Source organism: Brevundimonas sp. G8 (genome assembly GCF_902506205.1).
In the GTDB taxonomy this organism is placed as follows: Bacteria; Pseudomonadota; Alphaproteobacteria; order Caulobacterales; family Caulobacteraceae; genus Brevundimonas.
This window is the reverse complement of the sequence record NZ_LR732816.1, coordinates 177,184-200,093: the sequence shown is the minus strand read 5'-3', so window position 1 is coordinate 200,093 and position 22,910 is coordinate 177,184. Positions and strand designations below refer to the sequence as shown.

The following is a 22,910-nucleotide window of genomic DNA, read 5'->3' as shown; positions in this document are numbered from 1 at the left end:
TCCGCCGTCCCCGAATGGAGTCTTCGATGTCCCTGCATGCCCCCGCCCTGAGCGCGACCGTGAAGTCGCCGCTGGATCTGATCGGCAAGACGCCGATGGTGGAGGTGACGAAGATCGACACCGGCAAGTGCCGCCTGCTGCTCAAGCTGGAGTCCCAGAACCCCGGCGGGTCGATCAAGGACCGGATCGCCGTCGAGATGCTTGATGCGGCCGAGAAGGAAGGCTGGCTGAAGGAAGGCGGCACCATCGTCGAGGCGACGGCGGGCAATACGGGCCTGGCGCTGACGCTGGTCGGCCGGGCGCGGGGTTATAAGGTGCTGCTGGTCATTCCGGACAAGATGTCGAAGGAGAAGATCCAGCATCTCAGGGCTATGGGCGCTGATGTTCGCCTGACCCGTTCAGACGTGCCGCACGGACATCCCGAATATTACACCGACATGGCCGAGCGTCTATCCCAGGCCATCCCCGGCGCCTATTACGTCAACCAGTTCGCCAACCAGTCGAACGCCGACGCCCATGTGAAGACGACGGGGCCAGAGATCTGGGAGCAGGCGGGCGGCGATATCGACGCCTTCGTCGCCGGCATCGGTTCGGGCGGCACGATCACCGGCGTGGCGCGCTACCTTAAGAGCGTCGGCTCCAAGGCCCAGATCATCCTGGCCGACCCGGTGGGTTCGACCCTGGCCGGCATCGTCAACGACGGCGTGCCTGGACCGGACGGCAGCTATACCGTCGAGGGAATCGGCCAGAATTTCGTGCCCGACACCGCGGACATGAGCCTGATCGACAAGGCCTACTCCATCCCGGATGCCGAGGCGATCGCCACGGCGCGCGAACTGCTGCTGAAGGAAGGCATCCTGGCCGGGTCGTCCTCGGGCACCCTGATCGCTACGGCCCTGCGCTGGTGCCGCGAGCAGACCGAGGCCAAGACCTGCGTCACCTTCGTCTGCGACACCGGGGCCAAGTATCTGTCGAAGGTCTACAACGACGCCTGGCTGGCCGATCAGGGCCTGGGCGAGCGGGAGCTGCACGGCGACCTGTCGGACCTGATCAACCGCAAATACGAGAAGGGCGACGTGGTCGTCGCCGGGCCGGGCGACACCCTGGACACCGCCTTCAAGCGGATGAAGGGCGCCGACGTGTCCCAGCTGCCGATCATCGAGGACGGCAGGCTGGTCGGCATCCTGGACGAAAGCGACCTGATCCATGTGATGAACACCGACGAGATCACGCGTAAGGAACGGTTCGCCAAGCCGGTGGCCTCGGCCATGACGCGCGATCTGGACACGGTTCAGGTCAACGAGGCGCTGGACGCCCTGATCCCGGTCTTCGACCGTGATCGCGTGGCCATCGTGCTGGACGGCGAAAAGTTCGTCGGCCTGATCACCCGCACCGACCTGATCAACCACCTCAGCCTGAACCGGTAAGAACCATGGCCGACAAGAAGAACAGCCAAGGGTTTTCGACCCGCGCCATCCATGCCGGGCAGCATCCCGACCCGACGACGGGTGCGGTGATGACGCCGATCTACGCCACCTCGACCTATGCCCAGGAAAGCCCCGGCGTGAACAAGGGATACGAGTATGCGCGGGGCAAGAACCCGACGCGGGAAGCGTTCGAGGCCTGTATCGCGGACCTGGAGGGCGGCACGCACGGGTTCGGCTTCGGCTCGGGCATGGCGGCGACCTCGACGGCGCTGGAACTGCTGGACGCGGGCGATCACATCGTCACCGGCGACGACCTGTACGGCGGTTCGTGGCGGCTGTTCGAGCGGGTGCGTCGGCGGACCATGGGACTGGACTTCGCCTATGTGGACCTGAGCGACATCGCCGCGGTCGAGGCGGCCATTACGTCCAAGACGAAGATGCTGTGGGTCGAGACGCCGACCAACCCGTTGATGAAGCTGGCCGACATCTCTGCCCTGTCGAAGGTGGCCAAGGCGCATGGCCTGCTGCTGATCGTCGACAACACCTTCGCCACACCCTTCTGCCAGCAGCCGTTGAGCTTGGGGGCGGACGTGGTGATGCATTCGGCGACCAAATACCTGAACGGCCATTCGGACATCATCGGCGGGGTGCTGGTGACGGCCGATCCCGACCTGGCGACGCGGATCAAGTTCCTGCAGAACTCGGTCGGCGGGATCATGGGGCCGTTCGACGCCTTCCTGGCCAACCGGGGGCTGAAGACCCTGGCGCTGCGGATGAAGGCGCACTGCGAGAACGCCCTGACGGTGGCGCGGTGGCTGGAGACGCGCCCGGGGGTGGCCAAGGTCATCTATCCCGGCCTGATCGCCCACCCGCAGCATGAGCTGGCCGCGCGTCAGATGAGCGGCGGCTATGGGGGGATGGTGACGGTGATCCTGGAGGGTGACCTAGAGCGCACGAAACGCGTGCTGGAGCGGGTCGAGGTCTTCACCTTGGCGGAGTCGCTGGGCGGGGTCGAGAGCCTGGTGAACCACCCGGCGATCATGACCCACGCCAGCGTGCCCAAGGAGGTGCGCGAGGCGGGCGGCGTGACCGACAACCTGTTCCGGCTATCGGTCGGGGTCGAGAACGTCGAGGACCTGATCGCGGATCTGGATCAGGCCCTGGGCTGATCTCAGCTGGAGGGTAGGGCGGTTTGGTGGCCAGTGACGGGCGGCAGCTTCTTCTTGGGGGCGGCGCGCTTCACCGGCGCCTTGGCGGCCTTGGGCAGGGCGGCGCGGCGAGCGATCTCGGTGTCGATCACAGGCAGGATGTCAGCGGCGGCCATCACTTGAGTCGAGGCGCCGGTTTCGGCCAGGCGAGTGGCGTTGGCGCGCAGGCTGTTGAGGTCGGCGTCGGTCATCGTCGGGATTTTTTCGGCGAGGGTCGTCATGGGTCACGTCCTGATGGAACGGGCTTCAGGGCCGGCGCGCGAGGCGCCAGCCCTTCAGCTGATTGAAGGCGATCTCGACCACGACACGGTCGCCCAGCAGGGATAAGCCGTTAGGCGAACCGAGCGAGGGCAGGACCGTGACGACGTGGCCGTTGTCCAGGCGGACCTTGCGGCCGCCTAGAGGCAGGTGCTTCGTCACGACGCCATCAAAAGCGATGGCGTGCGTGTTGAGAAGCGTGTCCTACTCTGCCGCCGTAAGGCGACCAGCGGATTCCTTGCCGGAGCGCGAGTCGCGTTCGATTTCGTAGGAAATCTTCTGGCCTTCGTTCAGCGAACCAACGCTCGACGTTTCGACGGCCGAGGCGTGGACGAAGACATCCTTGCCGCCGTCATCGGGAGCGATGAAGCCGTAGCCTTTGGTGGGGTTGTACCATTTTACAGTGCCGGTAGCCATTTGGAGACCTCCGTCTGGCGTTGACCGCAGGGAGGGATCCCTGGTCGGCCTGTCGGGTCTGAATGGGATCGGCTTTTGGACCTCGGTGCGTGATGCAAAGGGAGCAGCGGCGTTACGCAGAGAGATCGACAGGCCCTATATGGGCCTGAAACGCCCTTTCCGCAAGGCGCGCCCTCAGAAGGCGTAGGCGACCTTGGCGACCAGGGCGTCTTCGTACTGCTCGCCGAAGGTGTGGGCGTCGGTGTCGTAGTAGCGCAGGTCAAGGTCCAGCGTGTCTGTCACCGCATAGGTCACGCCGGCGTTCCAGCCCGTGTAGTCGGGCGCGCCGTTCTGCTCGCGACGGCCGACGGCGACCGTGCCGTTCAGGCGGTTGGTGAAGTCCCAGCCCACGCGGCCCTCGATCCAGGTGAAGCTGTCAGTCGAGCCGGCGGCGTCGGGCGAATACTGGACCTGAAGGCGCGCGCTGGCCGGGCCGATGGAGCGGCTGGCGTTGCCGGTGAACTCCCAGCCGTCCTCGTCATAGCCGGCCTCGGCGTCCGGGCGGTTCTTGTAGGTCGCGTTGAAATCGAAGCGGTAGCCGAAGGCCTCGGGCTGATAGCCGACCACGAACTCGGCCTCGACGTTGGAGCCGCCCGCCTGGATCGTTTCGAAGCCGGGGCCGGCGTAGAACAGGCCGTTTTCGCTTTCCCAGATCGCCGAGCCGTAGACATAGCCATCATTGCCGGACTTGGACGCGTTCTTGGAGCGGTTGTCCGTTCCCGCGCCCAGTTCGAACGACCAGGCTTCGCGAGCGGAGGGGCCCGAGATGGACTGGGCCGCCGCAGGGGTGACGAAGGCGGCCAAGGCGGCGGAAAGGGCGGTGAGGACGGTGGTGCGGATCATGGCGGCTCCAACGCGCGAGATGCGGATTGGCGCCGCCTTTAGCGCGCTCCGGTCTTGATGGCGAATTCATCCGTAGCCTGAGCGAACTCCTGTCGCAGGCGCGCGACCAGTTCGGCGGTCGGCAGGACGTCGTGGATGGCGCCCGCGCCCTGGCCGGCGGACCAGACGGTTTTCCAAGCCTTGGCCTCGTCGCCCATATCCAGCTTGTGCTCAGGCAGGTGTTTGGGGTCGATTCCGTTGTCGATCAACGACTTGCTCATGAAGTTGGCCGGGATGCCCGAGACCGCCGGGGTGTGGACGATGTCGGTCGAGCCGCTGTCGATCACCATCTGCTTGTAGGCCTCGGGCGCCATCGCCTCGGTCGTGTTGATGAAGCGGGTGCCCATATAGGCGAAGTCGGCGCCCAGCATCAGCGCCGCCGCGACATCTTGTCCCGTCGAGAGGGCGCCCGACAAGATGATGGTCCCCTTGAAGAAGCTGCGGACCTCGTTGACCAGGGCGAACGGGTTGATGATCCCCGCATGGCCGCCCGCGCCGTTGGCGACCAGGATCAGACCGTCGACGCCCGCCTCGGCCGCCTTTCTCGCATGACGGATGTTGGCGATGTCGTGGAAGACCTGACCGCCATAGCCGTGCACCGCATCGACCACGTCGCGCACGGCGCCCAGCGAAGTGATGATCAGCGGCACCTTCTCCTCGACCGACACCATCATGTCGGCCATCAGGCGCGGGTTGGTCGGGTGGACGATGTGGTTGACGCCGAAGGCGGCGGCCTCGGGCGTCAGTCGGCCCTTGATCTCGTGAATCCAGTCGCGATAGCCCTCGGTCGTGCGCTGGTTCAGCGACGGGAAGGTGCCGATCACCCCCGCATTACAGGCCTCGACCACCAGGTCTGGCCCGGAGACCAGGAACATGGGCGCCGAAATGATCGGCAGGATCAGACCTTTTTGCAGCGAAGCGGGAATGGCCACGGGCGTCTCCTGGAGTTTTCTTTCGCTACGCTTAGCGGGCTGTCGCCGGGGAAGGCAATCGGGAGGAGTTCAGACGGCGGGGCAAAAAAATGAGTCTAATTCGTCTAATCTCGGGGGTGAGTTGAAATTGCACTTGCACGCGGGAATGGAGTGCAATGTGCAAGGAAGTGCAATTTCGCGGGCGGGGTTGGGCTTCGCGGGTTCGACATTTCGCCCTCTTGGCTGAAACCTCGCATTGTATGGGCGTTTGCGGGGGCGGTTGGTCGAATGACGCTGGTGGGCGTGAGGGCGTTGAAACGGCGGGAGAAGTTTTCGGGAAGAAGGATGGGTGGCCTGATGTTGTCCCTTCTCCCTGAGGGAGAAGGTGGCCCAAAGGGCCGGATGAGGGGTTACGGTGCTGATCGCGTCGAACAGCGTAACCCCTACACCTTTCGCGCAAGACTGATCGCTGCGCTCTCGGGCGCTCAAGCCCTCTCCCGCCGGGAGAGGGAAGTCTGGTGGGGGAGGATTTTCATACGCGCTGCAAGCGCCTAAATGCCCCGCATGACCCACTATACCGACAACCTCAGCCAGCTCGGCGCCCAGACCGCCGCACCGACCAGCCCCGAGACGGCCGTGCTGGAGCGGGTGCCGAACCCGCATGCGGACACGCTCTATCTGGCCCGGTTCACGGCGCCCGAGTTCACCAGCCTGTGCCCGGTGACGGGCCAGCCGGACTTCGCCCACATCGTCATCGACTATGCGCCGGGCGACTGGCTGGTCGAGTCCAAGAGCCTGAAACTGTACCTGACCAGTTTTCGCAACCACGGCGCCTTCCACGAGGACTGCACCGTCGCCATCGGCCGAAAGCTGGCCGACCTGTTGGCGCCCAAATGGCTGAGGATCGGCGGCTACTGGTACCCGCGCGGCGGCATTCCGATCGACGTCTTCTGGCAGACGGGCGTGGCGCCGGAGGGGCTGTGGCTGCCGGATCAGGGCGTGCCGACGTATCGTGGGCGGGGATAAGGCGAACGCTTTGCTCTCGCTCGCCGTCATACTCGGGCTTGACCCGAGGATCGAATTATCCGGCGATAGTGCGATGGGTGTCACGGCAACCTGGCGGAGCGTCTGATCCTCGGGTCAAGCCCGAGGATGACGAGGAGGAGTGACGATTTTGAACGAAGGGATGACCCGCCGCCTCCCTCTCGAAGCCTGGGGCCGCCGCCACCTCACGCGGGCCGAGACTTGGGCTGACCAATCCCGTCCGCGTCGCTATGCCTACGAGTTCCTGTGGTTCGGGCTGAAGCAGGGGTGGGCGTGTCTGTTCGGGGGGCTGATGCTGGGCTTGATCCTGGGCACATTCCTGTTCTGGCCGGAGGGGGCGCCGGTGTCGCGCTACGACTTTCTGGCGGTCGGGGCGGTGCTGATCCAGGCGGCGATGCTGGCGTTCAGGCTGGAGAGTTGGGAGGAGGCGCGGGTGATCTTCCTGTTCCATGTGGCTGGGACGATCATGGAGCTGTTCAAGACCGCGCACGGATCGTGGATCTATCCCGAGGACAGTCTGCTGCGGATCGGGGCGGTGCCGCTGTTCTCGGGCTTCATGTATGCGGCGGTGGGCAGCTATATCGCGCGGGTTCAGCGCATCTTCCATATCCGGGTGCGAGGGTATCCGCCGCTGTGGACGACCTGGGTGCTGGCGGCGGCGATCTATGTGAACTTCTTCGCCCATCACTGGCTGCCTGACGTGCGGATCGCGCTGTTCGCGGCGACCGTGCTGCTGTTCGGGCGAGGGTGGTTCTATTTCACGGCGGACCGGCGCAGGCGGTCGATGCCGCTGCTGCTGGGATACGGGCTGGTGGCGCTGTTCATCTGGTTCGCCGAAAACCTGGGCACGCTGGGGCGGGCCTGGGTCTATCCGGGGCAGGAGGCGGGGTGGGAGATGGTGTCCCTGGCCAAGCTGGGCAGCTGGTTCCTGCTGATGATCATCTCGGTCGTGCTGGTGTCCATCGTCCACCGGTCGGAGGAGGAAGTCAGCGGCTCTCCAGCGCCCCGCGCATGATGGCGGACTTGCGGCTCATGCGGGCCTTGATCAGGCGATAGGCGACCGCGACGACCAGGATGGCCAGGGCGATGGCGCCGATCAGCAGGGTGGGGCCGTGGGCCTCGCTGAGGACCTCCATCTTGGCCAGGCCCTGAGCCGCAAGATAGCCGGGCGCCAGCATGGCCAGCACCCAGACGATGCCGGAGGTCACATTGCCGAACTGGAACGACCTCTGGCGCATCCTGAGCATCCCCAGCGTCAGGGGCACGAAGGCGCGCAAGGGGCCGAAGAAGCGGCCGACGAAGATCGACAGGATGCCGTAGCGACGGCAGTACAGGCGCGTCCAGGCGATGCGGCGACGGTGCGGCTTGAACATTGGGCGCTGCAGGAAGCGGAATCCCAGACGGCGCCCCGCCCAGTAGGAGACGGCGTCGCCGATTACGGCGCCGACGACGCAGCCGACGATGACGTTGACCGGGTCCAGCACCCCCGCCGCGATCAGCCCGCCCGCTGCGACCAGCAGGCCGGTGGCGGGCACGAAGGCGCCTATGACGGCCAGCGACTCGAAGAAGGTGACCAGGCCCAACAGGACGCCGGCCCACATATGGTTGCGGGCGATGAAGTCGCCCACGGCTTGCAACAGGGAATCCATACGTAGGCCTTGGGGGAGAAAGGCGGGGTCGGTCGAGGTCTAACCGGCGCGGGGCGACCTTATGTCACCGGCTTACGGCAGGCGTGTGACCTTGGCGGCGATATCCGGGCGGGGGCGTTCCAGAGGCGGCTCGGTCAGGGTTCCGATATGGATGAAGCCGGCGACGGTCTCGCCCTCGGTCAGGCCGAACAGCCGAGTGGCCTGGGCGTCATAGCTGTACCAGTCGGTGATCCAGCTGGAGGAATAGCCAAGACCGCCAGCTGCGTGTTCCAGGTTCATGCACACCGCCCCGGCCGAGAGCTGCTGTTCCCAGATGGGCTTGGCGTCGGGGATCGGGGTCGAGACGACCAGAATGGTGAGGGGGGCGGCTGTCAGCTTGGCCAGGACCGCCTGATCCTTGGCCGGTCGGTTGTGCAGTTCGGCCAGCAGCGCCAGACGCTCGGCGATCTCGGCGCGCGATTGCGGCCCCATGACCACGAACCGCCAGGGGAACAGCTTGCCATGGTCCGGGGTGCGGGCGCCCAGGGTCAGGATCTGCTCCAGCTCCGCCTCGGACGGGCCGGGCGCGACCAGGGCCTGTGCCGGGGCCGAACGGCGCGTCGCCAGCCGGTCGAGAAAGGCCTGCGACGGAACGGGCAGGGGCAGCGGTTCGTTGAGCGCGGTCATGCTGTCTAGCTAGGTTTTCGGCCCCGGCTTCGCCATAGGTGAATCATGAAGATTTCCGACGAACCGAAATGGGCGAAGGGCCTGTCCAAGCCGCCCGCGTGGCGCAGCGACGGAACCGAAACCCTGTTCGACAGCCCGTGGATGACCCTGACCCGGCATCCGGCGACGGCGCCGACGGGGCATGCGGCCGACTATGCCGTAGTGCGGTTCAAGAATGTCGGGACCGGCGTCCTGCCCGTGCATGACGACGGCACGGTGACCCTGGTGGGCCAGCAGCGGTTCGCCCTGGGCAACTATTCTTGGGAAATGCCGGAAGGCGGCGCGCCTCTGGACGAGGATCCGTTCGATGGGGTCCGGCGCGAACTGGTCGAGGAGGCGGGGCTGGAAGCCGATCATTGGCTGCCGGCCTTGACCGTCGAGATGTCCAACTCCATCACCGACGAGATCGGCATGACCTGGATCGCCTGGGGCCTGAGCCCTGCGGCCGTTGCGCCGGACCCGACCGAGATCATCGCCGTGGTGCGCGTGTCGTTCCTGGATCTGCTTGACGAGATCGGGCGCGGGACGGTGCGCGACAGTCTGACGGTGGCGACGGCGTACAAGGCCTATCATATGGCGATGAACGGCGAACTGCCGCCGGCGCTGGCGCAGGCGATGTTGGGGCGCGTATGATGAGTACGAAGGAGCCGGTCATGGCCAAGCTTGAAATCGTCGCGGAGACCGAAACCGACAGCGTGTGGCGCCAGCTGCGCGCCTCGGCCGAGGCCGCCTCGCGCGAGGAGCCGCAACTGGGCTCGCAGATGAATGCGGTGATCCTGTCGCATGACGATCTGGCCGGCGCGCTCAGCTTCCAGATCGCGCGCAAGCTGGCGGACGGCGAGATGAGCGCCATGTCGGTGCGCGAGGTCTGCCTGTCAGCGTTTAAGGCCGATCCGGTTATGGTCGAGGCGGCGGAAGCGGACCTGCAGGCGGTCGCCGAACGCGACCCGGCGATCCGCAACCTGTTGCAGCCGTTCCTGTATTTCAAAGGCTTCCAGGCGCTTCAGGGCTGGCGCGTGGCGCACTGGCTGTGGGGGCAGGGGCGCGAGACGCTGGCCTTCCACTTCCAGAGCCGGATTTCGGAGCTGTTCCAGGTGGACATCCATCCGGGCGCGCAACTGGGCAAGGGGCTGTTCCTCGACCACGGCACCGGCATCGTCATCGGCGAGACGGCGGTGGTCGGCGACGACGTCTCCATGCTGCACGGCGTGACCCTGGGCGGGACGGGCGCGGATCGCGGCGACCGCCACCCCAAGATCGGCAAGGGCGTCCTGCTGGGCGCCGGGGCCAAGGTGCTGGGCAATATCCACGTCGGCGACTACGCCAAGGTGGCCTCCGGCTCCGTGGTGCTGAAGGCCGTGCCGTCCGGCTGCACCGTGGCGGGGGTGCCGGCCCGCCTGGTCAACTGCCCGACCAACGCCGAACCGGCCCGGACGATGGATCACACCCTGGCCGATGTGGTGTACGACTTCGTCATCTGAGCGGGCGCCTCACAGGGCGATCCTGAGCGAGGCACGGACGCTGCGGGGCGCGCCGGGGAAGATCCACAGGGCGCTGTAGGAGCTGGCGGCGTAGCGTTCGTCGAACAGGTTGTCGACCTCGATCCGTGCCGTGACCTGGGGCGTCAGGCCGTAGTCCAGCGCCGCCTTGGCCTTCCAATAGGCGGGCAGGCGCACCGGGTTCAGCGTCAGGGCGCCGGCTCTATCTCCGACGTAGGCGGCGCCGGCCATCACCGACCAGGTTGTGCCGTGCGCCGTGGCGAAGCGGCCGATGGCGAACAGCGAGCCCGAGTGTTCGGGCACGTTCAGCACGGCGTCGGTGGCGAAGGCGCTGTCGTCGGCCGTGGCGTCGGTCCAGCCGTAGTTGGCCACCACCTGCCACGCGTCGTCGATCCGCAGGGACCCGTCCAACTCGATCCCGCGCGTCGTCAGCTTGCCGACCGGGGCCAGGTAGTTGGGGTCGACCGGGTCGGTGGTCAGGATGTTCGACTTCTCGATGTCGAAGACGGTGGCCGCCAGATCCAGCCCGTCCCAGGCGCCGGCCAGGCCGATCTCGTAACCCTTGCCGTCCTCGGGCGCGAAGCCCGAACCGTTGCGGCCCGTGCCTGAGTTCAGCACGAAGGACTGGCCATAGCTGGCGTGAGCGGTCAGGTTGTCGGTCAGTCGGTAGCGGGCGGCGAAGCGGTATTTCAGCGGCGTGTCGCTGGCCTCGCCAACGGCGCCGGTACGGTTGTTGCGGATGGTCTGGTCGTAGTCGTCGAACCGCAGGCCGGCCAGCAGGCTGAGACGGTCATTCACCTCCCACAGGTCCTGGGCGTAGAGGGTGACGACCTCGCGGGTTTCCAGATTGTCGGTGAAGGGCAGGGGCGTCGGCGGCGTCACCGCGCCATAGACGGGATTGAACACGTTGATCGGATAGGGATTGGCGGCGGTCGGATTGATGCGCAGCCACTTCTCGCCATAAGTCAGCTGATAGGCCTTCACCCCGAAGCCGAGGTTGTGGACGCCCAAGCCGGTCGCGACTACGCCGTTGAGCTCCATCCGGGCCGACCGGTCCTCGACCGTAAAGTCGCGGCCCCGGCGTTGGCGCCACAGCGTGTCGCCGACCAGGCGAGAGTGATCGCTGGACAGGCCCTTCAGCGAGCCGCCGCGCCAGGCGACGCCGCCGTTCAGGCTCCAGCCATCGTTGATGCGGTATTCGCCGGTGATCTGGTGCCGCTCATTACGGAACCGGGTCACGCCGTCGCCGGGCTCGCCGTAATAGTTCGATTCCGGCAGGGCCAGGGCGTCGCCGTTGATCGCCGGCATCCCCCGGTCGAACAGGGTGGTGAAGGTCGTGAACTCGCCCACATAGGTCAGGCGCAGATCGTCGTTGGGCCGCCAGGTCAGGGACGGAGCGATCACCGTGCGGTTCAGGCCGACATGATCGCGCCAGCCGCTTGAGGTCTCGCCCGCAACCACCAGCCGTCCGGCCAGGGTTTCCGAGATCGTGCCGGTCAGGTCCAGTTCGCCGCGCCTCAGGCCGAATGAGCCGACCGTGGCGGTGAAGACGGCGCCGGTGACGAATCGTGGGGTCTTGGACACGATGTTGACGCGTCCCGCCGGGTCGATGTCGCCGAACAGGGCGCCGGACGGCCCCTTCAGCACCTCGATCCGTTCGGCCGTCGCTGGGTCGCGCGGCGGGGCCATGCCGCGGTTGGCCAGGAAGCCGTCGACATAATATTCCGCCCCGCCGTCAGGTGTGCCGAGGAAACCTCGGATGGCGAAGTTGTCCATCACCCCGCCGCGATTGTTCTGCTGGCTGACGCCGCTGACCAGCTCCAGGGCGTCGGCCAAGCGCGTGGCGCCCACGGCCTTGATCAGGTCGTTCTCGATGGAGCGGCTGGACGGCGACATGGCCTCCGTCACCGGCCCGGCGCCCAGGGTCAGGTCGCGCGGCGCCTGACGACGGCCCAGGACGACGATCTCGCCCACCGTCGCAGGCTCGGCAGCTTCGACGGGGGCAGGGGCTGGGGCGTTGGCGGCGACCAGCAGGCACGCGCCGGCGCAGCTCATGAGGAGGGACAAATCAAACTCCGTTTGTAACGTTATACTATATCGGCTATCCGCTCCGGCATGACGATGTCAACCGCTGCAACGCTTGTTCCCGCCTCCGCCTCTTCGACCGCTGCCCCCACCCGGGCGGTGGGTCGGATCCGATCCATCGACGCCCTGCGCGGGCTGGTCATCCTGCTGATGCTGGTCGATCACGCGCGAGAGGCCTTCTTCATCCATGCCCAGGTCTCGGACCCGATGAACCTGGAGACGACGTCGCCTGCCCTGTTCTTCACGCGGCTGTCTGCCCACCTTTGTGCGCCCATCTTCCTTGCGCTGACGGGGGTGGGGGCCTGGCTGTACGGGAACAAGCAGGCCCAGGGCGCAAACGGGGCCAGGTCGGCGTCCGACTTCCTGTGGAAGCGCGGCCTGTTCCTGGTGGCTCTGGAACTGACGGTGATCGGTTTCGGCTGGAGCTTCTCGTTCACGCCGCAGATCATCTATCTGCAGGTCATCTGGGCCATCGGCCTGTCGATGATCGCGCTTGCCGCCCTGGTGCATCTGCCGCGTCCGGCGCTGATCGTCGTGGGGCTGGTGATCGTGCTGGGTCACAACCTGCTGGACCCGATCACCATCGCGGCGGGCCAGCCGGGCCATGTGATCTGGGCCGTGCTGCACGATCGCAGTCTGCTGGACCTGCCGTGGGGCGGGCAGGTGCGCACCTCATATCCCCTGCTGCCCTGGATCGGGGTGGCGGCGCTGGGATATGCCATCGGGCCGTGGTTCGTGGGCGAGCAGAGGACACGACTGCGGCGGCTGGTGTTGACGGGCCTGGGCGCGCTGGCCTTGTTCGCCGTGCTGAGGGCGATCAATCTCTATGGCGATGCGCCATGGGCGGTGCAGGCGACGCCGGTGCAGACGGTGATGAGCGTGCTGAACCTGACCAAATATCCGCCGTCGGCCGACTACCTGCTGCTGACACTGGGCGTCGGGGCGATGATCCTGGCGGGCTTGGAGAAGGCGCCGGATCGGTTGGTCGGCTTGCTGGCTGTGTTCGGCGCAGCGCCGCTTTTCTTCTACATCCTACACATCTATGCGCTGCACCTGTTGAATCTGGCGGCTCTGACCGCCTTCGGTCCCAATCAGGGCGACGGGTTCGCGGTTCCAGGGGTAGCTTGGCTATGGGGGGTGGCGGCCTTCCTCGCCGTGCCGTGCTGGTTCGCCTGCCGCTGGTTCGGCGGGGTGAAGCGGCGCAGTTCGCAATGGTGGATGCGCTATCTTTGAAACGGGCTCTGAAACGGGAAAATGCGCATCGCCGGTTTCCCTGAACGGCCGATGTCTCTAGGGTCCGCCGCCAACGTTCAGACCATGAGGCCCCCCGTGAAAGACACCGACCTGAAGCGCATCGAGGCCCACCTCAAGCGCACCTTCAACACCGGCGGCATCATCCTGAAGGCCCGCCCCAAGCAGAACGACTCGGCCGAAGTCTATGTCGGCGACGAGTTCATCGGCATCGTCTTCGAGGACGAGGACGAGGAAGGCTCGTTCATGTTCGAAATGGCGATCCTGGCCGAAGACCTGCCGGAATAGGCTTTCGTACCAAGACGTGATCGCCCGGCCTCGACCGGCGTGGGGCGATCACGGCGCGACTGGCGGGCGGGCCTCTAGAGCCAGCCCGCCGCTTTCAGCACAGGGCCATGGGTCCGGCTGACCGGCGCCGTCAGGCCGCCGACGAGGCGGATTTCGCCCGTTCCGCGCCGCCAGCGCACCTCTTCCACCGCATCGGCCGCCACCCACCACGAGCGATGGACACGCCACCCGTGCGCCCGCGCCAGTTCGTCCAGCGCATCGGCGAACCGCAGGGTGATCAGTTCCGCGCCCGCATCGGTATGAACCCTCAGATAATGGTCGTGCGCCTCGATGGCGATCAGCCGGGCGCTGCGTCGTTTGGCCGACAGCCTGCGCCTGAACGCCGCCTCGGCTTCGGGCAGGGGTGGGACGACGAGGGTGCGAGTCTCGATCCGCGCGGGCAGCTGGCGCCAGACCAGAGCCCTGACCGCCATGACGGCCAGCAGGATCGGACACACCTGCAAGAGCAGGTGACGAAACACAGCCCAGTCCGCGTGGCCGCCGAACATGAGACGCTCTGTCCAGAAGACGTGCATGGTCACGACTGGCGTCACCAGCACCACAACGAGCAGAGTCCGTATCCACAGACTTGGGATGCGACGGCGTAGCCCCTCATCTGCGACGATGCCGATCAGCCCGCCGCCGACCATGCAGATCATCCAGTAGATGTAGCGGCCGACGATCGGCACATGTTCGGAGGAGAAGGGGCCCAGAAACCCCATCAGCAGACCGATGGCGACCAGGATAGCAAGGTCGATCGCCCACCGCCGCGCCGTCGTCGTTCGCCGCAACGCTGTGGCCTTGCCGTCCATGCCGTCCCGTTCACGTAACCCTGGCGCCGTTCGCGAAGCAGGGCCTAGCGAGCCGCCGGCCGTGCGGCAATGGCGTTCGGCGAAACAGCCGACGAGACCCTTCGCATGTCCCTATTCAACGCAATGCCGCCAGGCCGCCGGACCGAATGGCCCGCCCGTGTCGGCTGGCTGGTGCTGACCCTGCTCTGCTTGGGCGTCGCCGCCTATTCCGCACGCTATCTGCTGGACCCGCCCAGGACGCCGGCCCAGGCGCTGGGCAATCCACTGGGCGTTCCGTGGCTGGTCATCCATGTCGCCGGCGCCGTCACGGCGCTGGTGGTGGGGTCGGTGCAGTTCCTGCCGCGCCTGCGTCACAGCGCCCGTCCGCCACATCGCTGGACCGGCCGAGCCTATGTCGTCGGATGTCTGGTGGGGGGCGCCGCGGGCCTGGTTCTGGCGCCGGGATCCTTCGCGGGGCCGATCGCCTCGGTCGGGTTCGGCGCTCTGGCGGTCACCTGGATCGGCGTGACCGTCCTGGGCTGGCGCGCGGCGGTTCAGGGGCGTTTCGCAGACCATCGCCGCTGGATGATCCGATCCTGGGCGTTGACCCTGGCCGCCGTGACCTTGCGGCTCTACCTGCCGCTGGTCATGATCCTGGATCTGCCGTTTCTGCCCTGGTATCGCGCCATCTCCTTTCTGGCCTGGGTTCCCAACCTGATCGCGGCGGAGTTCTGGCTGAGGCGCACTGCGTCCAAGGGAGAGGTCCGATGATCACGCCCCATCGTTCAACCCAGCCGATCGGAAAAACCGTGTCGCAAACCTGGCTCGCCGCCGCCCTGACCCTAATCGTTTCCGTTGTCGCCTTGCCCGCAACGTCCCAGATCGCGGGGGGCGATGTGGATGCGCGACCCGATCCGGCTGTGGTCTGTCATGTGGGCGTCTATCGGCTGGACGACGGCAGTTGGGTGGATGTCGCGCCGCTGGCGAGCAAGGGCCTGCGGTGGCGTCGTTTGGACGGGTCCACGGCCAGGATGATGCTGGACGCCCAGGGGCATTGGATCAGCACCCTGGGGTCCACCACGCGCGTCGAAGGCCCACAGCCGCAACTCGGATCCTGCGACGAAGGCCGGATGGTCTTCGAGGGACAAAACGGCCACCGCCTGACCCAGGACGTGCGCGAGACGACCTTCGTCGGCGAAGGCGGAACGCACCTGAACGGGCGGCTGATCCTGCCGCCCGGCGAGGGGCCCGTCCCCATCATGGTCGAGGTGCACGGGTCGGAGGGCGCCAATGCGCTGGCCTTCAACGCCTTCCAACGGTTCGCCCCGGCCGAGGGCGTGGGCGTCTTCGTCTATGCCAAGCGGGGCTCGGGCGGGTCGGAGGGGCGCTATACCCAGGACTTCCACGTCCTGGCAGAGGACGCCGCCGCCGCCGTGGTCGAGGCCCGTCGGCTGGCCGGAAGTCGGGCGGGCCGCGTGGGCCTGCATGGAGGCAGCCAGGGCGGCTGGGTCGCGCCGCTGGCCGCCAGCCAGACGCCGGTGGATTTCGTCATCGTCGGTTTCGGCTTGGCCTATGGCGCGCTGGCGGAAGACAGCGACCAGGTGATGCTGGACCTCAAGGGCAAGGGTTGGGGCCCGGATGTTCTGTCCCAGGCGCGCGAGATCACCGACGTGACCGGCGCCTTCATCGCCTCGCACGGCGAAGTCGGGTTCGCAGGTCTGGAGGCCGTGCGGACCAAATATCGCGCCCAGCCTTGGTTCGCCGACATCAAGGGCGAGTTCACCGGCTTGCTGCTGACCACGCCGAATGAACAGATCATCGCCATGGCCCCTGCGCTCGACGCAGGAACCTCGTGGGACTACGACCCCCTGCCGGTCCTGAGCGGGCTGGACACGCCCATGTTGTGGATCCAGGCTGAGGACGACCTGGGCGCGCCGCCCGAGGCCACGCGCCAGCGGCTGATCGACCTGGCGGCCCAGGGGCGGCCGATCACCCTGCTGGAATACCCCGACACCGACCACGGCATCGTCCGGTTCGAGACCGCGCCGGACGGCAAGCGCACCTCGATCGGCTATGCGCCCGGCTATTATCAGGCCGTGCTGGACTGGGCGAAGACCGGGCGGTTGGACGGCCGGTATGGCGACGGGCGTCTGCTCGCCACGCCTAGCCCGCGTGGGCGATGAAGGTCAGGGTATGGGTATAGCTGCGGTAGGGCGTCGGGGCGCCGGCGGGGGAGGCGACGCGGTGGCGGACCTGGGTCATGTAGGCGCCTGGTTCGGCGACCTTCAGCGTCACCAGGCCCGAGGCGTCGGTGGTCAGCTCCGCCTCGATCTTCCTGCCGTCATATTGGCCGGCTTCGCGAAAGACGGTGACGGCGGCATTGGCGACCGGCTGACCGTCGAACAGCAGGCGGAAGGGTGCGTCCTCGCCCGCGACGATGTCGTTGGGCTGGATCAGGGGCTGAAGCTCAAGCCCCTGGCCCAAGGGTTTGAGCGCAGCATCGTCGGGACCGCCGCGCACCACATAGACGTCGGCGGTGGTGATGCTCTGAACATCGACCAGCTCGGCGCCGGGCGGGGGCGCCTCGTCCTCCTCGCCGACCATCTTCCAGCCGGACGGGGTTTCGTACATCTTGGCCGCGCGCCCCTCGCGCGCGCCCGACGACAGGCGATACAGGCCGTCCACCGGCGTCGGGGCCTCGAACACCGCCAGGTCACGCAGATAGGTCACGGCGGTGATCGGCGTATCGCCGTTGGGGCCGATGATGTGGAAGTGGTCGGAGCGCATGACCACCTCCGCGTTGAACACATCCTCTGTGAAAGCGGCCTCGACCGTCACATGATCGCGGTTGGTGGCGTCGAAGACATTGGGCCGAAGATAGGGCGAGTGGGCCTGGGCCGCGCCGGCGCTCCAGACCGCGAGCAGGCTGGCCAGCAGGCCAGCGTGGATGGTGGTTCTGGTCATGGCCGCGCTCCGTTCGATCGTCGCGGCTATCTATAATATTGCGAAGCGTTTGCAAATAGGCGCGTTCGGCGGGCTACTCCTTTTGAGCGATGCTGTCGCGACCGTCGTGGCTGAGGATCAGGCCCGTGACCACACCGGAGGCGCTGCGCAGGAAGGTCGTCTCGGCGCCCGCTTCGGACTGACGGAAGACGTCGGCGGATTGCGGGATTAACGCCATGGCGTCCTGGCCGGTCGCCTGGCTCGTCAGCTGGTCGTTCTCGACCGAGACGGTGATCGAAGATGTCGGCGTCAGGGCGTAGACGCCGGAATAGGCCTGCAGGGTGTCGGGTGCCACGGCGGTGGTTCCGCTCACGTCCGCTTCATCCCGAGCGAAGGCCAGAAGGGATGCGCCCAGCAGGTCCGGGGCTGCACCGTTCAGATTGCCCAGCACGACCACCGTCATGCGGCGATTCGGGTCATAGGCCATATAGGTGTTGAAGCCGTCGAGCCCGCCCGAGTGGGCGATGGTCGTCTGACCTTGCGCCTTCGCCACGAAAACGCCGAAAGCATATTGATCGCGCACGGGCGTCGTCAGCAGCGCGAGCGAAGCGGGGCTCAGCAGGCGGCCGCCGAACAGCCCCTGTTCCCACTTCAGCAGATCGTGGGTCGTGGAGTAGAGCCCGCCGGCGCCCTGAGGAATGCTCATGTCCCAATAGTCGGCATTGACCACGCCCTTGGCCGACGGCGCATACCCCGAGGCGCGGCGCGGCAAGACGGCGGCGTTGCTGTCGTAGCCGCTGTCGCTCATGCCCAGCGGGGTGAAGAGGGCCTCGCTGAGGAATTCGGCGTAGGATTCGCCGCTGGCCTTCTCGATGACGGCGGTCAGCAGGACATAGCCCGAGTTCGAATATCTCCGCCCTTCGCCAGGCTGGAAATCCAGGGGGTGATCGCGGAAGCGCGCGATCAGGCCGTCCACCGTGACCGGCAGGGTCTTCTGTGATTGAAAATCGTCGAAGCTGGTGAAGTTCGGGACGCCGGCGGTGTGGGCGAGCAGGCGTCGCACCGTCACCTGATCCCACGCGGGCGGCGCGTCCGGCACCCAGGTCTTCACCGGCGCGTCCATATCCACCAGGCCGCGTTCGTTCAGGATCATGATGGCGACGGCCGTGAACTGCTTGGTGAGCGATCCCAGGCGGAATTTGGTGTCGCCGTCGTTGGGGATCCGCCACTCCCGATTGGCCAGGCCATAGCCCCGATCCAGCAGGATCTGGCCGTCGCGCGCGACCAGAACCGACCCCGAGAATTCGTCCGCGGCGGCGGACGCCTGCACGAGCCGATCCATGCGCGCGGTGTCTTGAGCCTGAACCGGGCCGGCGATGGCGACGAGGGCAATCAGGCTTGCAAGTGCGAAAGGCGCGCCACAGCGGCTGAGGGGCTTGAACACTGTCTATCTCCACGGCGGGTCCGCCACGCTGTGACAGAAGGAGAACGTTGTCTGCCGCAACGCCTGCCAAGCGTCACCTTAAGGATCGGCAACCTCGGCGTGGCCGCGTTACAGCCCGTAAGATTGCGAGGCGTTAGCGATATTATGGACTTGCGCGACCGAGGGTTGATCGCCCAGGCTAAGCTTTCCAGAAATCACTGTTTGAGGTCTCCATGCCCGTGAAAACCGTCGCCGAGTTCGTCGCCGCCTACAAGGAGAAGGACGTCAGCACCGAAGCGTTCGAGCTGGAGAACCAGTATCTGCTGGAGGTGCGGCTGAACGGGTCGGTCTGGGCCAAGTCCGGAGCCATGGTGGCGCGGACGGGGCAGGTGAAGTTCACGCGCCAGGGTCTAATGGAGCAGGGCCTCGGCAACCTGCTGAAGAAGGCGGTCAGCGGCGAGGGCATGGTGCTGATGAAGGTGGAGGGGCAGGGGCGCGTCTATCTGGCCGACACGGGAAAGAAGATCACCCTGCTGCGGCTCGACAACGAGACCATCTTCGTCAACGGCAATGATGTGCTGGCGCTGGAAACCGGGATCAGCAACCAGATCACCATGATGAAGCGTGTCGCGGGCATGATGTCCGGCGGCCTGTTCAACGTGAAGCTGAGCGGCAGCGGCATCGTCGCCATCACCTCCCACTATGACCCGCTGATCCTCAAGGTCAGCGCGGCGACCGGCCCGGTCTTTACCGATCCGAACGCCACCGTGGCCTGGTCGGGAAGCCTGTCGCCCGAGATCGCCACCGACATTTCGTTCAAGACTCTGGTGGGCCGAGGCTCGGGCGAGAGCATCCAGATGAAATTCCAGGGGGAGGGCTGGGTCGTCGTCCAGCCCTATGAGGAAACCTACATGCAGGCCGCCAGCGGCTGAAGACGGAGCGGACGGGGTGCGTGTCGCCCCGTCCGCTCCCGCGCATCGCCTAAGGTGATGATCGTTACCGGGACCGCTCCAGCCCATAGAGGGCCTCGACGATGTCTTCGGCCTTCTGCTGGACCAATTGCTGGGCGTCGTGGACGCCGCGATTGTAGAAGGCGCCGCCGATCTCCTTGCCGATGAAGTCCAGCAGCATCTCGGCCGGAAGCAGGCCTAGTTCCTGGTCCAGTTCGCGGGCGAAATAGTCGCGCAGCTTGCCGGTCGCGGCGGCGCGTTCGTCCTTGGAGAATTCGATCGGCTTCACCCGGCGACCTCGGCCAGGGCTTCCTCCGCTGCCACCCAGGCGGCTTCGGCCGTCGCGAGGTCGGCCTCGGTCTTGGCGCGGGCGCGGGTCAGGCCCTCCAGGGCCTTGGGATTGTTGACCGAGGCGGTGGCCATGTCGTCGTCGATGCGGGAAATCTCGGCGGTCAGGCGGGTCATGTTTTCCTCGGCCTTCTTGACCGCGTGACGCAGGGTCGACGGGGAAGGGCCTGATTTCTTGTCGTTCTTTTTGCCCTTGTTGTTCTGCGCGGGGGCGGCGGCTGCCTCTTCCTTCTTGATCTGGCTGGGCTTGGATATGGCGGCCTTCGCGCGATCCAGAACGAACTTGGCGTAGTCCTCCATGTCGCCATCATAGGGCTTCACCGTGCCGTCGGCGGCCAGCCACAGCCTGTCCGCCACCATCTCCATCAGCGAGCGGTCGTGGGTGATCAGGATGACGGCGCCAGTGTAGTCGTTCAGCGCGTCGAGCAACGCCCGGCGACTGTCGATGTCCAGGTGGTTGGTCGGTTCGTCCAGGATCAGGACGTGGGGCGCATCCATCGCCACCATGTTTAGCAGCAGGCGGGCGCGTTCGCCGCCCGACAGGCTGTCGACCGTGGTCTCCTGCTTTTCGTAGCCCAGGCCGAACTGGGCCAGTTTGGACCGCCGGGCGCTTTCGGGCGCATCCGGCATGGCGCGACGGATGATCTCCAGCGGCGTGTCGGTCGGGTCCATCGCCTCGATCTGGTGCTGATGGAACCAGCCCACCCGCATCTTCTTGTCGCGGTGCAGCTCGCCCTCGGACACGTTCAGGGCGCCGGCGATCATCTTGGCGAAGGTGGACTTGCCGGCGCCGTTGACGCCCAGCAGGCCGATCCGGTCGTCCAGGTCCATGCGCAGGTTCAGATTGCGCAGGATCGGCTTGCCGGTGTCGTAGCCGACATTGGCCCGCTCCAGCCGGATCAGCGGCGGCGCCAGGGGGCGCGGCGGGGAGGGCAGGGTGAAGGGGGCGACCCGCTCCTCGATCGTGGTGGCGACGGGCTGCATCTTTTCCAGCCGCTTCATGCGCGACTGGGCCTGGGCAGCCTTGGAGGCCTTGGCCTTGAAGCGGTCGACGAAGGACTGAAGGTGGGCGCGTTCGGCGTCCTGCTTGGCCTTGGCCGACAACTGAAGACGGGCCTTCTCGGCGCGGGCCTTTTCGAAGGCGTCGTAGTTGCCGGTGTAGAGCGTCAGCGTGTGGTTCGCGAGGTGCAGGATATGGGTGCAGACCTCGTTCAGCATCTCGCGGTCGTGGGAGATGATCAGGGCCGTGTGCGGATATTTCTTCAGCCGCGCCTCAAGCCATAGTGCGCCTTCCAGGTCGAGGTAGTTGGTCGGTTCGTCGAGCAGCAGCATGTCCGGCTCGGCGAACAGGGCCGCCGCCAGCGCCACGCGCATGCGCCAGCCGCCCGAAAACTCGGACATCGGCCGGGCCTGGTTCTCCTGGTCGAAGCCCAGGCCGACCAGGATTTCGGCGGCGCGCGCAGGGGCGGCGTCGGCGTCGATCTCGATCAGACGGGCCCAGATCTCGCCCATCTCTTCAGGGGGCGCCGTTTCCAGCCGGCCAAGCAGGGTGTGGCGTTCGACGTCGGCTTCCAGGATGGTGTCGATGACGCTGACCGGCGTCGCGGGGTGTTCCTGATCGACCGAGCCGATGCGGGCGGTCTTGGGCAGGCTGATCTCGTCGCCGGCGGCATGAAGCTCGCCCAGGATCAGCTTGAACAGGGTGGACTTGCCGATGCCGTTGCGGCCGACCAGACCGACCTTGGCGCCGGGCGGCAGGCTCACGGAGGCGTCCACGAGGAATTTGCGGCCCCAGGCGTTGAAGGTCAGGTCGGTGATCTGGAGCATTGCGACGAAGGTTCTTCGATTGTGCGACATCCCTCAATCGGCAAGTCGGCGTGCGACGTGCGTCAGGGATGCAAAAGGGACAGTTGGAAACTCGGGAGGTCGTCGCTATAAGCCCGCGACACTCAAACTCCCAACAAGAAGTCACTTTCCATGACCGAACGCACCTTCTCGATCATCAAGCCCGACGCCACGCGCCGCAACCTGACCGGCGCGATCAACGCCGTGATCGAGGGCGCAGGCCTGCGCATCGTTGCGCAACGCCGCGTCAAGCTGACGACCGAACAAGCCCAGAAATTCTACGAAGTCCATGCCGAACGCCCGTTCTATGGCGAGCTGGTCGAGCAGATGACCGCCGAGCCGGTCGTGGTTCAGGTGCTGGAAGGCGACAACGCCGTCGCCGCCTATCGCGAAGTCATGGGCGCCACCAACCCCAAGGACGCCGCCGACGGCACGATCCGCAAGCAGTTCGCCCTCTCGATCGGTGAAAACTCGGTCCACGGTTCGGACAGCCAGGACAACGCCAAAATCGAGATCGCCCAGTTCTTCACCGACGACCAGATCGTCGGCTAAGCGCTCAGGTCGCGAGGGATTTATCCTTCGCATAGCGTGACTATATAGGCCCGCGTCCGGAACCGGACGCGGGCCTTGTCGTTTGATCTTCATCGATTCATCCCCCTCCCGGAGAAGACCCATGAAGACCATGATCAAACTGGCCCCCGTCATCGGCGTTGTCGCCCTGCTGGCCGCCTGCGGTAATACGATGGAACAGCGCGCCGCCACCGGCGCCTTGGGCGGCGCTGTCGCCGGTCAGGTCCTCGGCGGCAACACGGGTTCGACCGTGGCCGGCGCCGCCATCGGCGCTGTCGGCGGCGCGGCGACCACGCCGCGCTAAATCCAGCTTAAACCTGGATAAGGAAAAGGCCCGG

The 22,910-nt window shown here is 66.3% G+C and carries 26 protein-coding genes; 13 read left to right on the top strand and 13 right to left on the bottom strand.

Annotation, left to right across the window (positions count from 1 at the left end):
* Nucleotides 1-26: 26 nt before the first annotated feature.
* Both CHRYSEO8AT_RS00985 and CHRYSEO8AT_RS00980 read left to right on the top strand, forming a co-directional pair.
* Nucleotides 27-1,427: a cystathionine beta-synthase gene (locus CHRYSEO8AT_RS00985; RefSeq protein WP_159844984.1), complete on the top strand. Its 1,401-nt coding sequence runs from the start codon at nt 27-29 to the stop codon at nt 1,425-1,427.
* A gap of 5 nt (nt 1,428-1,432) precedes the next feature.
* Entirely contained in the window at nt 1,433-2,596 is a 1,164-nt protein-coding gene (locus CHRYSEO8AT_RS00980; protein WP_159844981.1) for a cystathionine gamma-synthase, read from the top strand.
* A 2-nt stretch (nt 2,597-2,598) separates the two neighbouring features.
* Here the strand turns inward: CHRYSEO8AT_RS00980 and CHRYSEO8AT_RS00975 are convergent, their stop codons facing one another.
* From CHRYSEO8AT_RS00975 to CHRYSEO8AT_RS00955, 5 genes are all read right to left on the bottom strand, one after another.
* On the bottom strand, nt 2,599-2,856 hold the full coding sequence (locus tag CHRYSEO8AT_RS00975; protein WP_135195276.1) for a hypothetical protein: 258 nt from the start codon (nt 2,854-2,856) through the stop codon (nt 2,599-2,601).
* 25 nt (nt 2,857-2,881) lie between these two features.
* Nucleotides 2,882-3,055 carry a hypothetical protein gene (locus CHRYSEO8AT_RS00970; protein WP_159844979.1) on the bottom strand — a complete coding sequence of 58 codons (174 nt, stop codon included), beginning with the start codon at nt 3,053-3,055 and terminating at the stop codon, nt 2,882-2,884.
* A 42-nt stretch (nt 3,056-3,097) separates the two neighbouring features.
* A complete protein-coding gene (locus CHRYSEO8AT_RS00965; protein WP_008260450.1) occupies nt 3,098-3,310 on the bottom strand; it encodes a cold-shock protein in 213 nt (70 codons plus the stop codon).
* A 174-nt stretch (nt 3,311-3,484) separates the two neighbouring features.
* Complete coding sequence (locus CHRYSEO8AT_RS00960) at nt 3,485-4,192, bottom strand: TorF family putative porin (protein WP_159844976.1); 708 nt, start codon at nt 4,190-4,192, stop codon at nt 3,485-3,487.
* A gap of 38 nt (nt 4,193-4,230) precedes the next feature.
* On the bottom strand, nt 4,231-5,163 hold the full coding sequence (locus CHRYSEO8AT_RS00955; RefSeq protein ID WP_159844974.1) for a nitronate monooxygenase family protein: 933 nt from the start codon (nt 5,161-5,163) through the stop codon (nt 4,231-4,233).
* Between the two features lie 543 nt (nt 5,164-5,706).
* Here CHRYSEO8AT_RS00955 and queF point away from each other — a divergent pair.
* On the top strand, nt 5,707-6,168 hold the full coding sequence (queF, locus tag CHRYSEO8AT_RS00950) for a preQ(1) synthase (RefSeq protein WP_159851557.1): 462 nt from the start codon (nt 5,707-5,709) through the stop codon (nt 6,166-6,168).
* 160 nt (nt 6,169-6,328) lie between these two features.
* Nucleotides 6,329-7,201: a DUF817 domain-containing protein gene (locus tag CHRYSEO8AT_RS00945; protein ID WP_159844971.1), complete on the top strand. Its 873-nt coding sequence runs from the start codon at nt 6,329-6,331 to the stop codon at nt 7,199-7,201.
* Here the strand turns inward: CHRYSEO8AT_RS00945 and CHRYSEO8AT_RS00940 are convergent.
* Nucleotides 7,173-7,835: a DedA family protein gene (locus CHRYSEO8AT_RS00940; RefSeq protein WP_159844969.1), complete on the bottom strand. Its 663-nt coding sequence runs from the start codon at nt 7,833-7,835 to the stop codon at nt 7,173-7,175. The genes CHRYSEO8AT_RS00945 and CHRYSEO8AT_RS00940 overlap by 29 nt on opposite strands.
* 72 nt (nt 7,836-7,907) lie before the next feature.
* Nucleotides 7,908-8,501, bottom strand: coding sequence for a nitroreductase (locus CHRYSEO8AT_RS00935; RefSeq protein ID WP_159844966.1), 594 nt, complete (start codon nt 8,499-8,501; stop codon nt 7,908-7,910).
* Nucleotides 8,502-8,546: 45 nt separating this feature from the next.
* Here CHRYSEO8AT_RS00935 and CHRYSEO8AT_RS00930 point away from each other — a divergent pair, with 45 nt between their 5' ends.
* Both CHRYSEO8AT_RS00930 and cysE read left to right on the top strand, forming a co-directional pair.
* The gene (locus CHRYSEO8AT_RS00930) at nt 8,547-9,173 is read left to right on the top strand and encodes an NUDIX hydrolase (RefSeq protein ID WP_159844964.1); all 627 of its coding nucleotides are present in this window, start codon (nt 8,547-8,549) and stop codon (nt 9,171-9,173) included.
* Nucleotides 9,174-9,193: 20 nt separating this feature from the next.
* On the top strand, nt 9,194-10,021 hold the full coding sequence (gene cysE, locus CHRYSEO8AT_RS00925; protein ID WP_159844961.1) for a serine O-acetyltransferase: 828 nt from the start codon (nt 9,194-9,196) through the stop codon (nt 10,019-10,021).
* A 9-nt stretch (nt 10,022-10,030) separates the two neighbouring features.
* On the opposite strand, the gene CHRYSEO8AT_RS00920 is transcribed toward cysE, so the two are convergent.
* The gene (locus CHRYSEO8AT_RS00920) at nt 10,031-12,106 is read right to left on the bottom strand and encodes a TonB-dependent siderophore receptor (protein WP_159844958.1); all 2,076 of its coding nucleotides are present in this window, start codon (nt 12,104-12,106) and stop codon (nt 10,031-10,033) included.
* A gap of 48 nt (nt 12,107-12,154) precedes the next feature.
* On the opposite strand from CHRYSEO8AT_RS00920, the gene CHRYSEO8AT_RS00915 reads away from it, so the two are divergent.
* Together CHRYSEO8AT_RS00915 and CHRYSEO8AT_RS00910 are read left to right on the top strand one after the other, a co-directional pair.
* Nucleotides 12,155-13,357, top strand: a complete 1,203-nt coding sequence (locus CHRYSEO8AT_RS00915) for a DUF1624 domain-containing protein (RefSeq protein ID WP_236547374.1) — start codon at nt 12,155-12,157, stop codon at nt 13,355-13,357.
* Between the two features lie 96 nt (nt 13,358-13,453).
* Nucleotides 13,454-13,663, top strand: coding sequence for a DUF3126 family protein (locus CHRYSEO8AT_RS00910; protein ID WP_135195287.1), 210 nt, complete (start codon nt 13,454-13,456; stop codon nt 13,661-13,663).
* A 74-nt stretch (nt 13,664-13,737) separates the two neighbouring features.
* Here the strand turns inward: CHRYSEO8AT_RS00910 and CHRYSEO8AT_RS00905 are convergent, their stop codons facing one another.
* The gene (locus tag CHRYSEO8AT_RS00905; protein WP_159844956.1) at nt 13,738-14,514 is read right to left on the bottom strand and encodes a LytTR family DNA-binding domain-containing protein; all 777 of its coding nucleotides are present in this window, start codon (nt 14,512-14,514) and stop codon (nt 13,738-13,740) included.
* 105 nt (nt 14,515-14,619) lie between these two features.
* Between CHRYSEO8AT_RS00905 and CHRYSEO8AT_RS00900 the strand changes: the two genes are divergently transcribed.
* Nucleotides 14,620-15,264: a DUF2306 domain-containing protein gene (locus CHRYSEO8AT_RS00900; protein WP_236547373.1), complete on the top strand. Its 645-nt coding sequence runs from the start codon at nt 14,620-14,622 to the stop codon at nt 15,262-15,264.
* On the top strand, nt 15,261-16,676 hold the full coding sequence (locus CHRYSEO8AT_RS00895; protein ID WP_159844953.1) for a S9 family peptidase: 1,416 nt from the start codon (nt 15,261-15,263) through the stop codon (nt 16,674-16,676). Before CHRYSEO8AT_RS00900 ends, CHRYSEO8AT_RS00895 begins: the two co-directional genes overlap by 4 nt.
* Here CHRYSEO8AT_RS00895 and CHRYSEO8AT_RS00890 read toward each other — a convergent pair.
* Together CHRYSEO8AT_RS00890 and CHRYSEO8AT_RS00885 are read right to left on the bottom strand one after the other, a co-directional pair.
* Nucleotides 16,657-17,457 (bottom strand): DUF4198 domain-containing protein, encoded by an 801-nt coding sequence (locus CHRYSEO8AT_RS00890; protein WP_159844950.1) that lies wholly within the window; start codon nt 17,455-17,457, stop codon nt 16,657-16,659. The genes CHRYSEO8AT_RS00895 and CHRYSEO8AT_RS00890 overlap by 20 nt on opposite strands.
* 73 nt (nt 17,458-17,530) lie before the next feature.
* The gene (locus CHRYSEO8AT_RS00885) at nt 17,531-18,880 is read right to left on the bottom strand and encodes a serine hydrolase (protein WP_201304319.1); all 1,350 of its coding nucleotides are present in this window, start codon (nt 18,878-18,880) and stop codon (nt 17,531-17,533) included.
* A 212-nt stretch (nt 18,881-19,092) separates the two neighbouring features.
* Here CHRYSEO8AT_RS00885 and CHRYSEO8AT_RS00880 point away from each other — a divergent pair, with 212 nt between their 5' ends.
* Nucleotides 19,093-19,791, top strand: a complete 699-nt coding sequence (locus CHRYSEO8AT_RS00880) for an AIM24 family protein (protein ID WP_159844946.1) — start codon at nt 19,093-19,095, stop codon at nt 19,789-19,791.
* A 64-nt stretch (nt 19,792-19,855) separates the two neighbouring features.
* On the opposite strand, the gene CHRYSEO8AT_RS00875 is transcribed toward CHRYSEO8AT_RS00880, so the two are convergent.
* Together CHRYSEO8AT_RS00875 and CHRYSEO8AT_RS00870 are read right to left on the bottom strand one after the other, a co-directional pair.
* Nucleotides 19,856-20,098 carry a DUF2164 domain-containing protein gene (locus CHRYSEO8AT_RS00875; protein WP_159844943.1) on the bottom strand — a complete coding sequence of 81 codons (243 nt, stop codon included), beginning with the start codon at nt 20,096-20,098 and terminating at the stop codon, nt 19,856-19,858.
* A complete protein-coding gene (locus CHRYSEO8AT_RS00870) occupies nt 20,095-21,984 on the bottom strand; it encodes an ABC-F family ATP-binding cassette domain-containing protein (RefSeq protein WP_159844940.1) in 1,890 nt (629 codons plus the stop codon). The genes CHRYSEO8AT_RS00875 and CHRYSEO8AT_RS00870 overlap by 4 nt, the downstream gene beginning before the upstream one ends.
* 150 nt (nt 21,985-22,134) lie before the next feature.
* Here CHRYSEO8AT_RS00870 and ndk point away from each other — a divergent pair, with 150 nt between their 5' ends.
* Both ndk and CHRYSEO8AT_RS00860 read left to right on the top strand, forming a co-directional pair.
* Nucleotides 22,135-22,554, top strand: a complete 420-nt coding sequence (ndk, locus tag CHRYSEO8AT_RS00865; protein ID WP_159844937.1) for a nucleoside-diphosphate kinase — start codon at nt 22,135-22,137, stop codon at nt 22,552-22,554.
* Nucleotides 22,555-22,675: 121 nt separating this feature from the next.
* The gene (locus tag CHRYSEO8AT_RS00860; protein ID WP_159844934.1) at nt 22,676-22,876 is read left to right on the top strand and encodes a hypothetical protein; all 201 of its coding nucleotides are present in this window, start codon (nt 22,676-22,678) and stop codon (nt 22,874-22,876) included.
* The last annotated feature ends 34 nt before the right edge of the window (nt 22,877-22,910 follow it).

Coding starts and splice junctions, on each gene's coding strand:
- CHRYSEO8AT_RS00985 (WP_159844984.1), top strand. CDS start 27: ATGTCCCTGCATGCCCCCGCCCTGAGCGCGACCGTGAAGTCGCCGCTG.
- CHRYSEO8AT_RS00980 (WP_159844981.1), top strand. CDS start 1,433: ATGGCCGACAAGAAGAACAGCCAAGGGTTTTCGACCCGCGCCATCCAT.
- CHRYSEO8AT_RS00975 (WP_135195276.1), bottom strand. CDS start 2,856: ATGACGACCCTCGCCGAAAAAATCCCGACGATGACCGACGCCGACCTC.
- CHRYSEO8AT_RS00965 (WP_008260450.1), bottom strand. CDS start 3,310: ATGGCTACCGGCACTGTAAAATGGTACAACCCCACCAAAGGCTACGGC.
- CHRYSEO8AT_RS00960 (WP_159844976.1), bottom strand. CDS start 4,192: ATGATCCGCACCACCGTCCTCACCGCCCTTTCCGCCGCCTTGGCCGCC.
- queF (WP_159851557.1), top strand. CDS start 5,707: ATGACCCACTATACCGACAACCTCAGCCAGCTCGGCGCCCAGACCGCC.
- CHRYSEO8AT_RS00945 (WP_159844971.1), top strand. CDS start 6,329: ATGACCCGCCGCCTCCCTCTCGAAGCCTGGGGCCGCCGCCACCTCACG.
- CHRYSEO8AT_RS00940 (WP_159844969.1), bottom strand. CDS start 7,835: ATGGATTCCCTGTTGCAAGCCGTGGGCGACTTCATCGCCCGCAACCAT.
- CHRYSEO8AT_RS00935 (WP_159844966.1), bottom strand. CDS start 8,501: ATGACCGCGCTCAACGAACCGCTGCCCCTGCCCGTTCCGTCGCAGGCC.
- CHRYSEO8AT_RS00930 (WP_159844964.1), top strand. CDS start 8,547: ATGAAGATTTCCGACGAACCGAAATGGGCGAAGGGCCTGTCCAAGCCG.
- cysE (WP_159844961.1), top strand. CDS start 9,194: ATGGCCAAGCTTGAAATCGTCGCGGAGACCGAAACCGACAGCGTGTGG.
- CHRYSEO8AT_RS00915 (WP_236547374.1), top strand. CDS start 12,155: ATGACGATGTCAACCGCTGCAACGCTTGTTCCCGCCTCCGCCTCTTCG.
- CHRYSEO8AT_RS00905 (WP_159844956.1), bottom strand. CDS start 14,514: ATGGACGGCAAGGCCACAGCGTTGCGGCGAACGACGACGGCGCGGCGG.
- CHRYSEO8AT_RS00900 (WP_236547373.1), top strand. CDS start 14,620: ATGTCCCTATTCAACGCAATGCCGCCAGGCCGCCGGACCGAATGGCCC.
- CHRYSEO8AT_RS00895 (WP_159844953.1), top strand. CDS start 15,261: ATGATCACGCCCCATCGTTCAACCCAGCCGATCGGAAAAACCGTGTCG.
- CHRYSEO8AT_RS00890 (WP_159844950.1), bottom strand. CDS start 17,457: ATGACCAGAACCACCATCCACGCTGGCCTGCTGGCCAGCCTGCTCGCG.
- CHRYSEO8AT_RS00880 (WP_159844946.1), top strand. CDS start 19,093: ATGCCCGTGAAAACCGTCGCCGAGTTCGTCGCCGCCTACAAGGAGAAG.
- CHRYSEO8AT_RS00870 (WP_159844940.1), bottom strand. CDS start 21,984: ATGCTCCAGATCACCGACCTGACCTTCAACGCCTGGGGCCGCAAATTC.
- ndk (WP_159844937.1), top strand. CDS start 22,135: ATGACCGAACGCACCTTCTCGATCATCAAGCCCGACGCCACGCGCCGC.
- CHRYSEO8AT_RS00860 (WP_159844934.1), top strand. CDS start 22,676: ATGAAGACCATGATCAAACTGGCCCCCGTCATCGGCGTTGTCGCCCTG.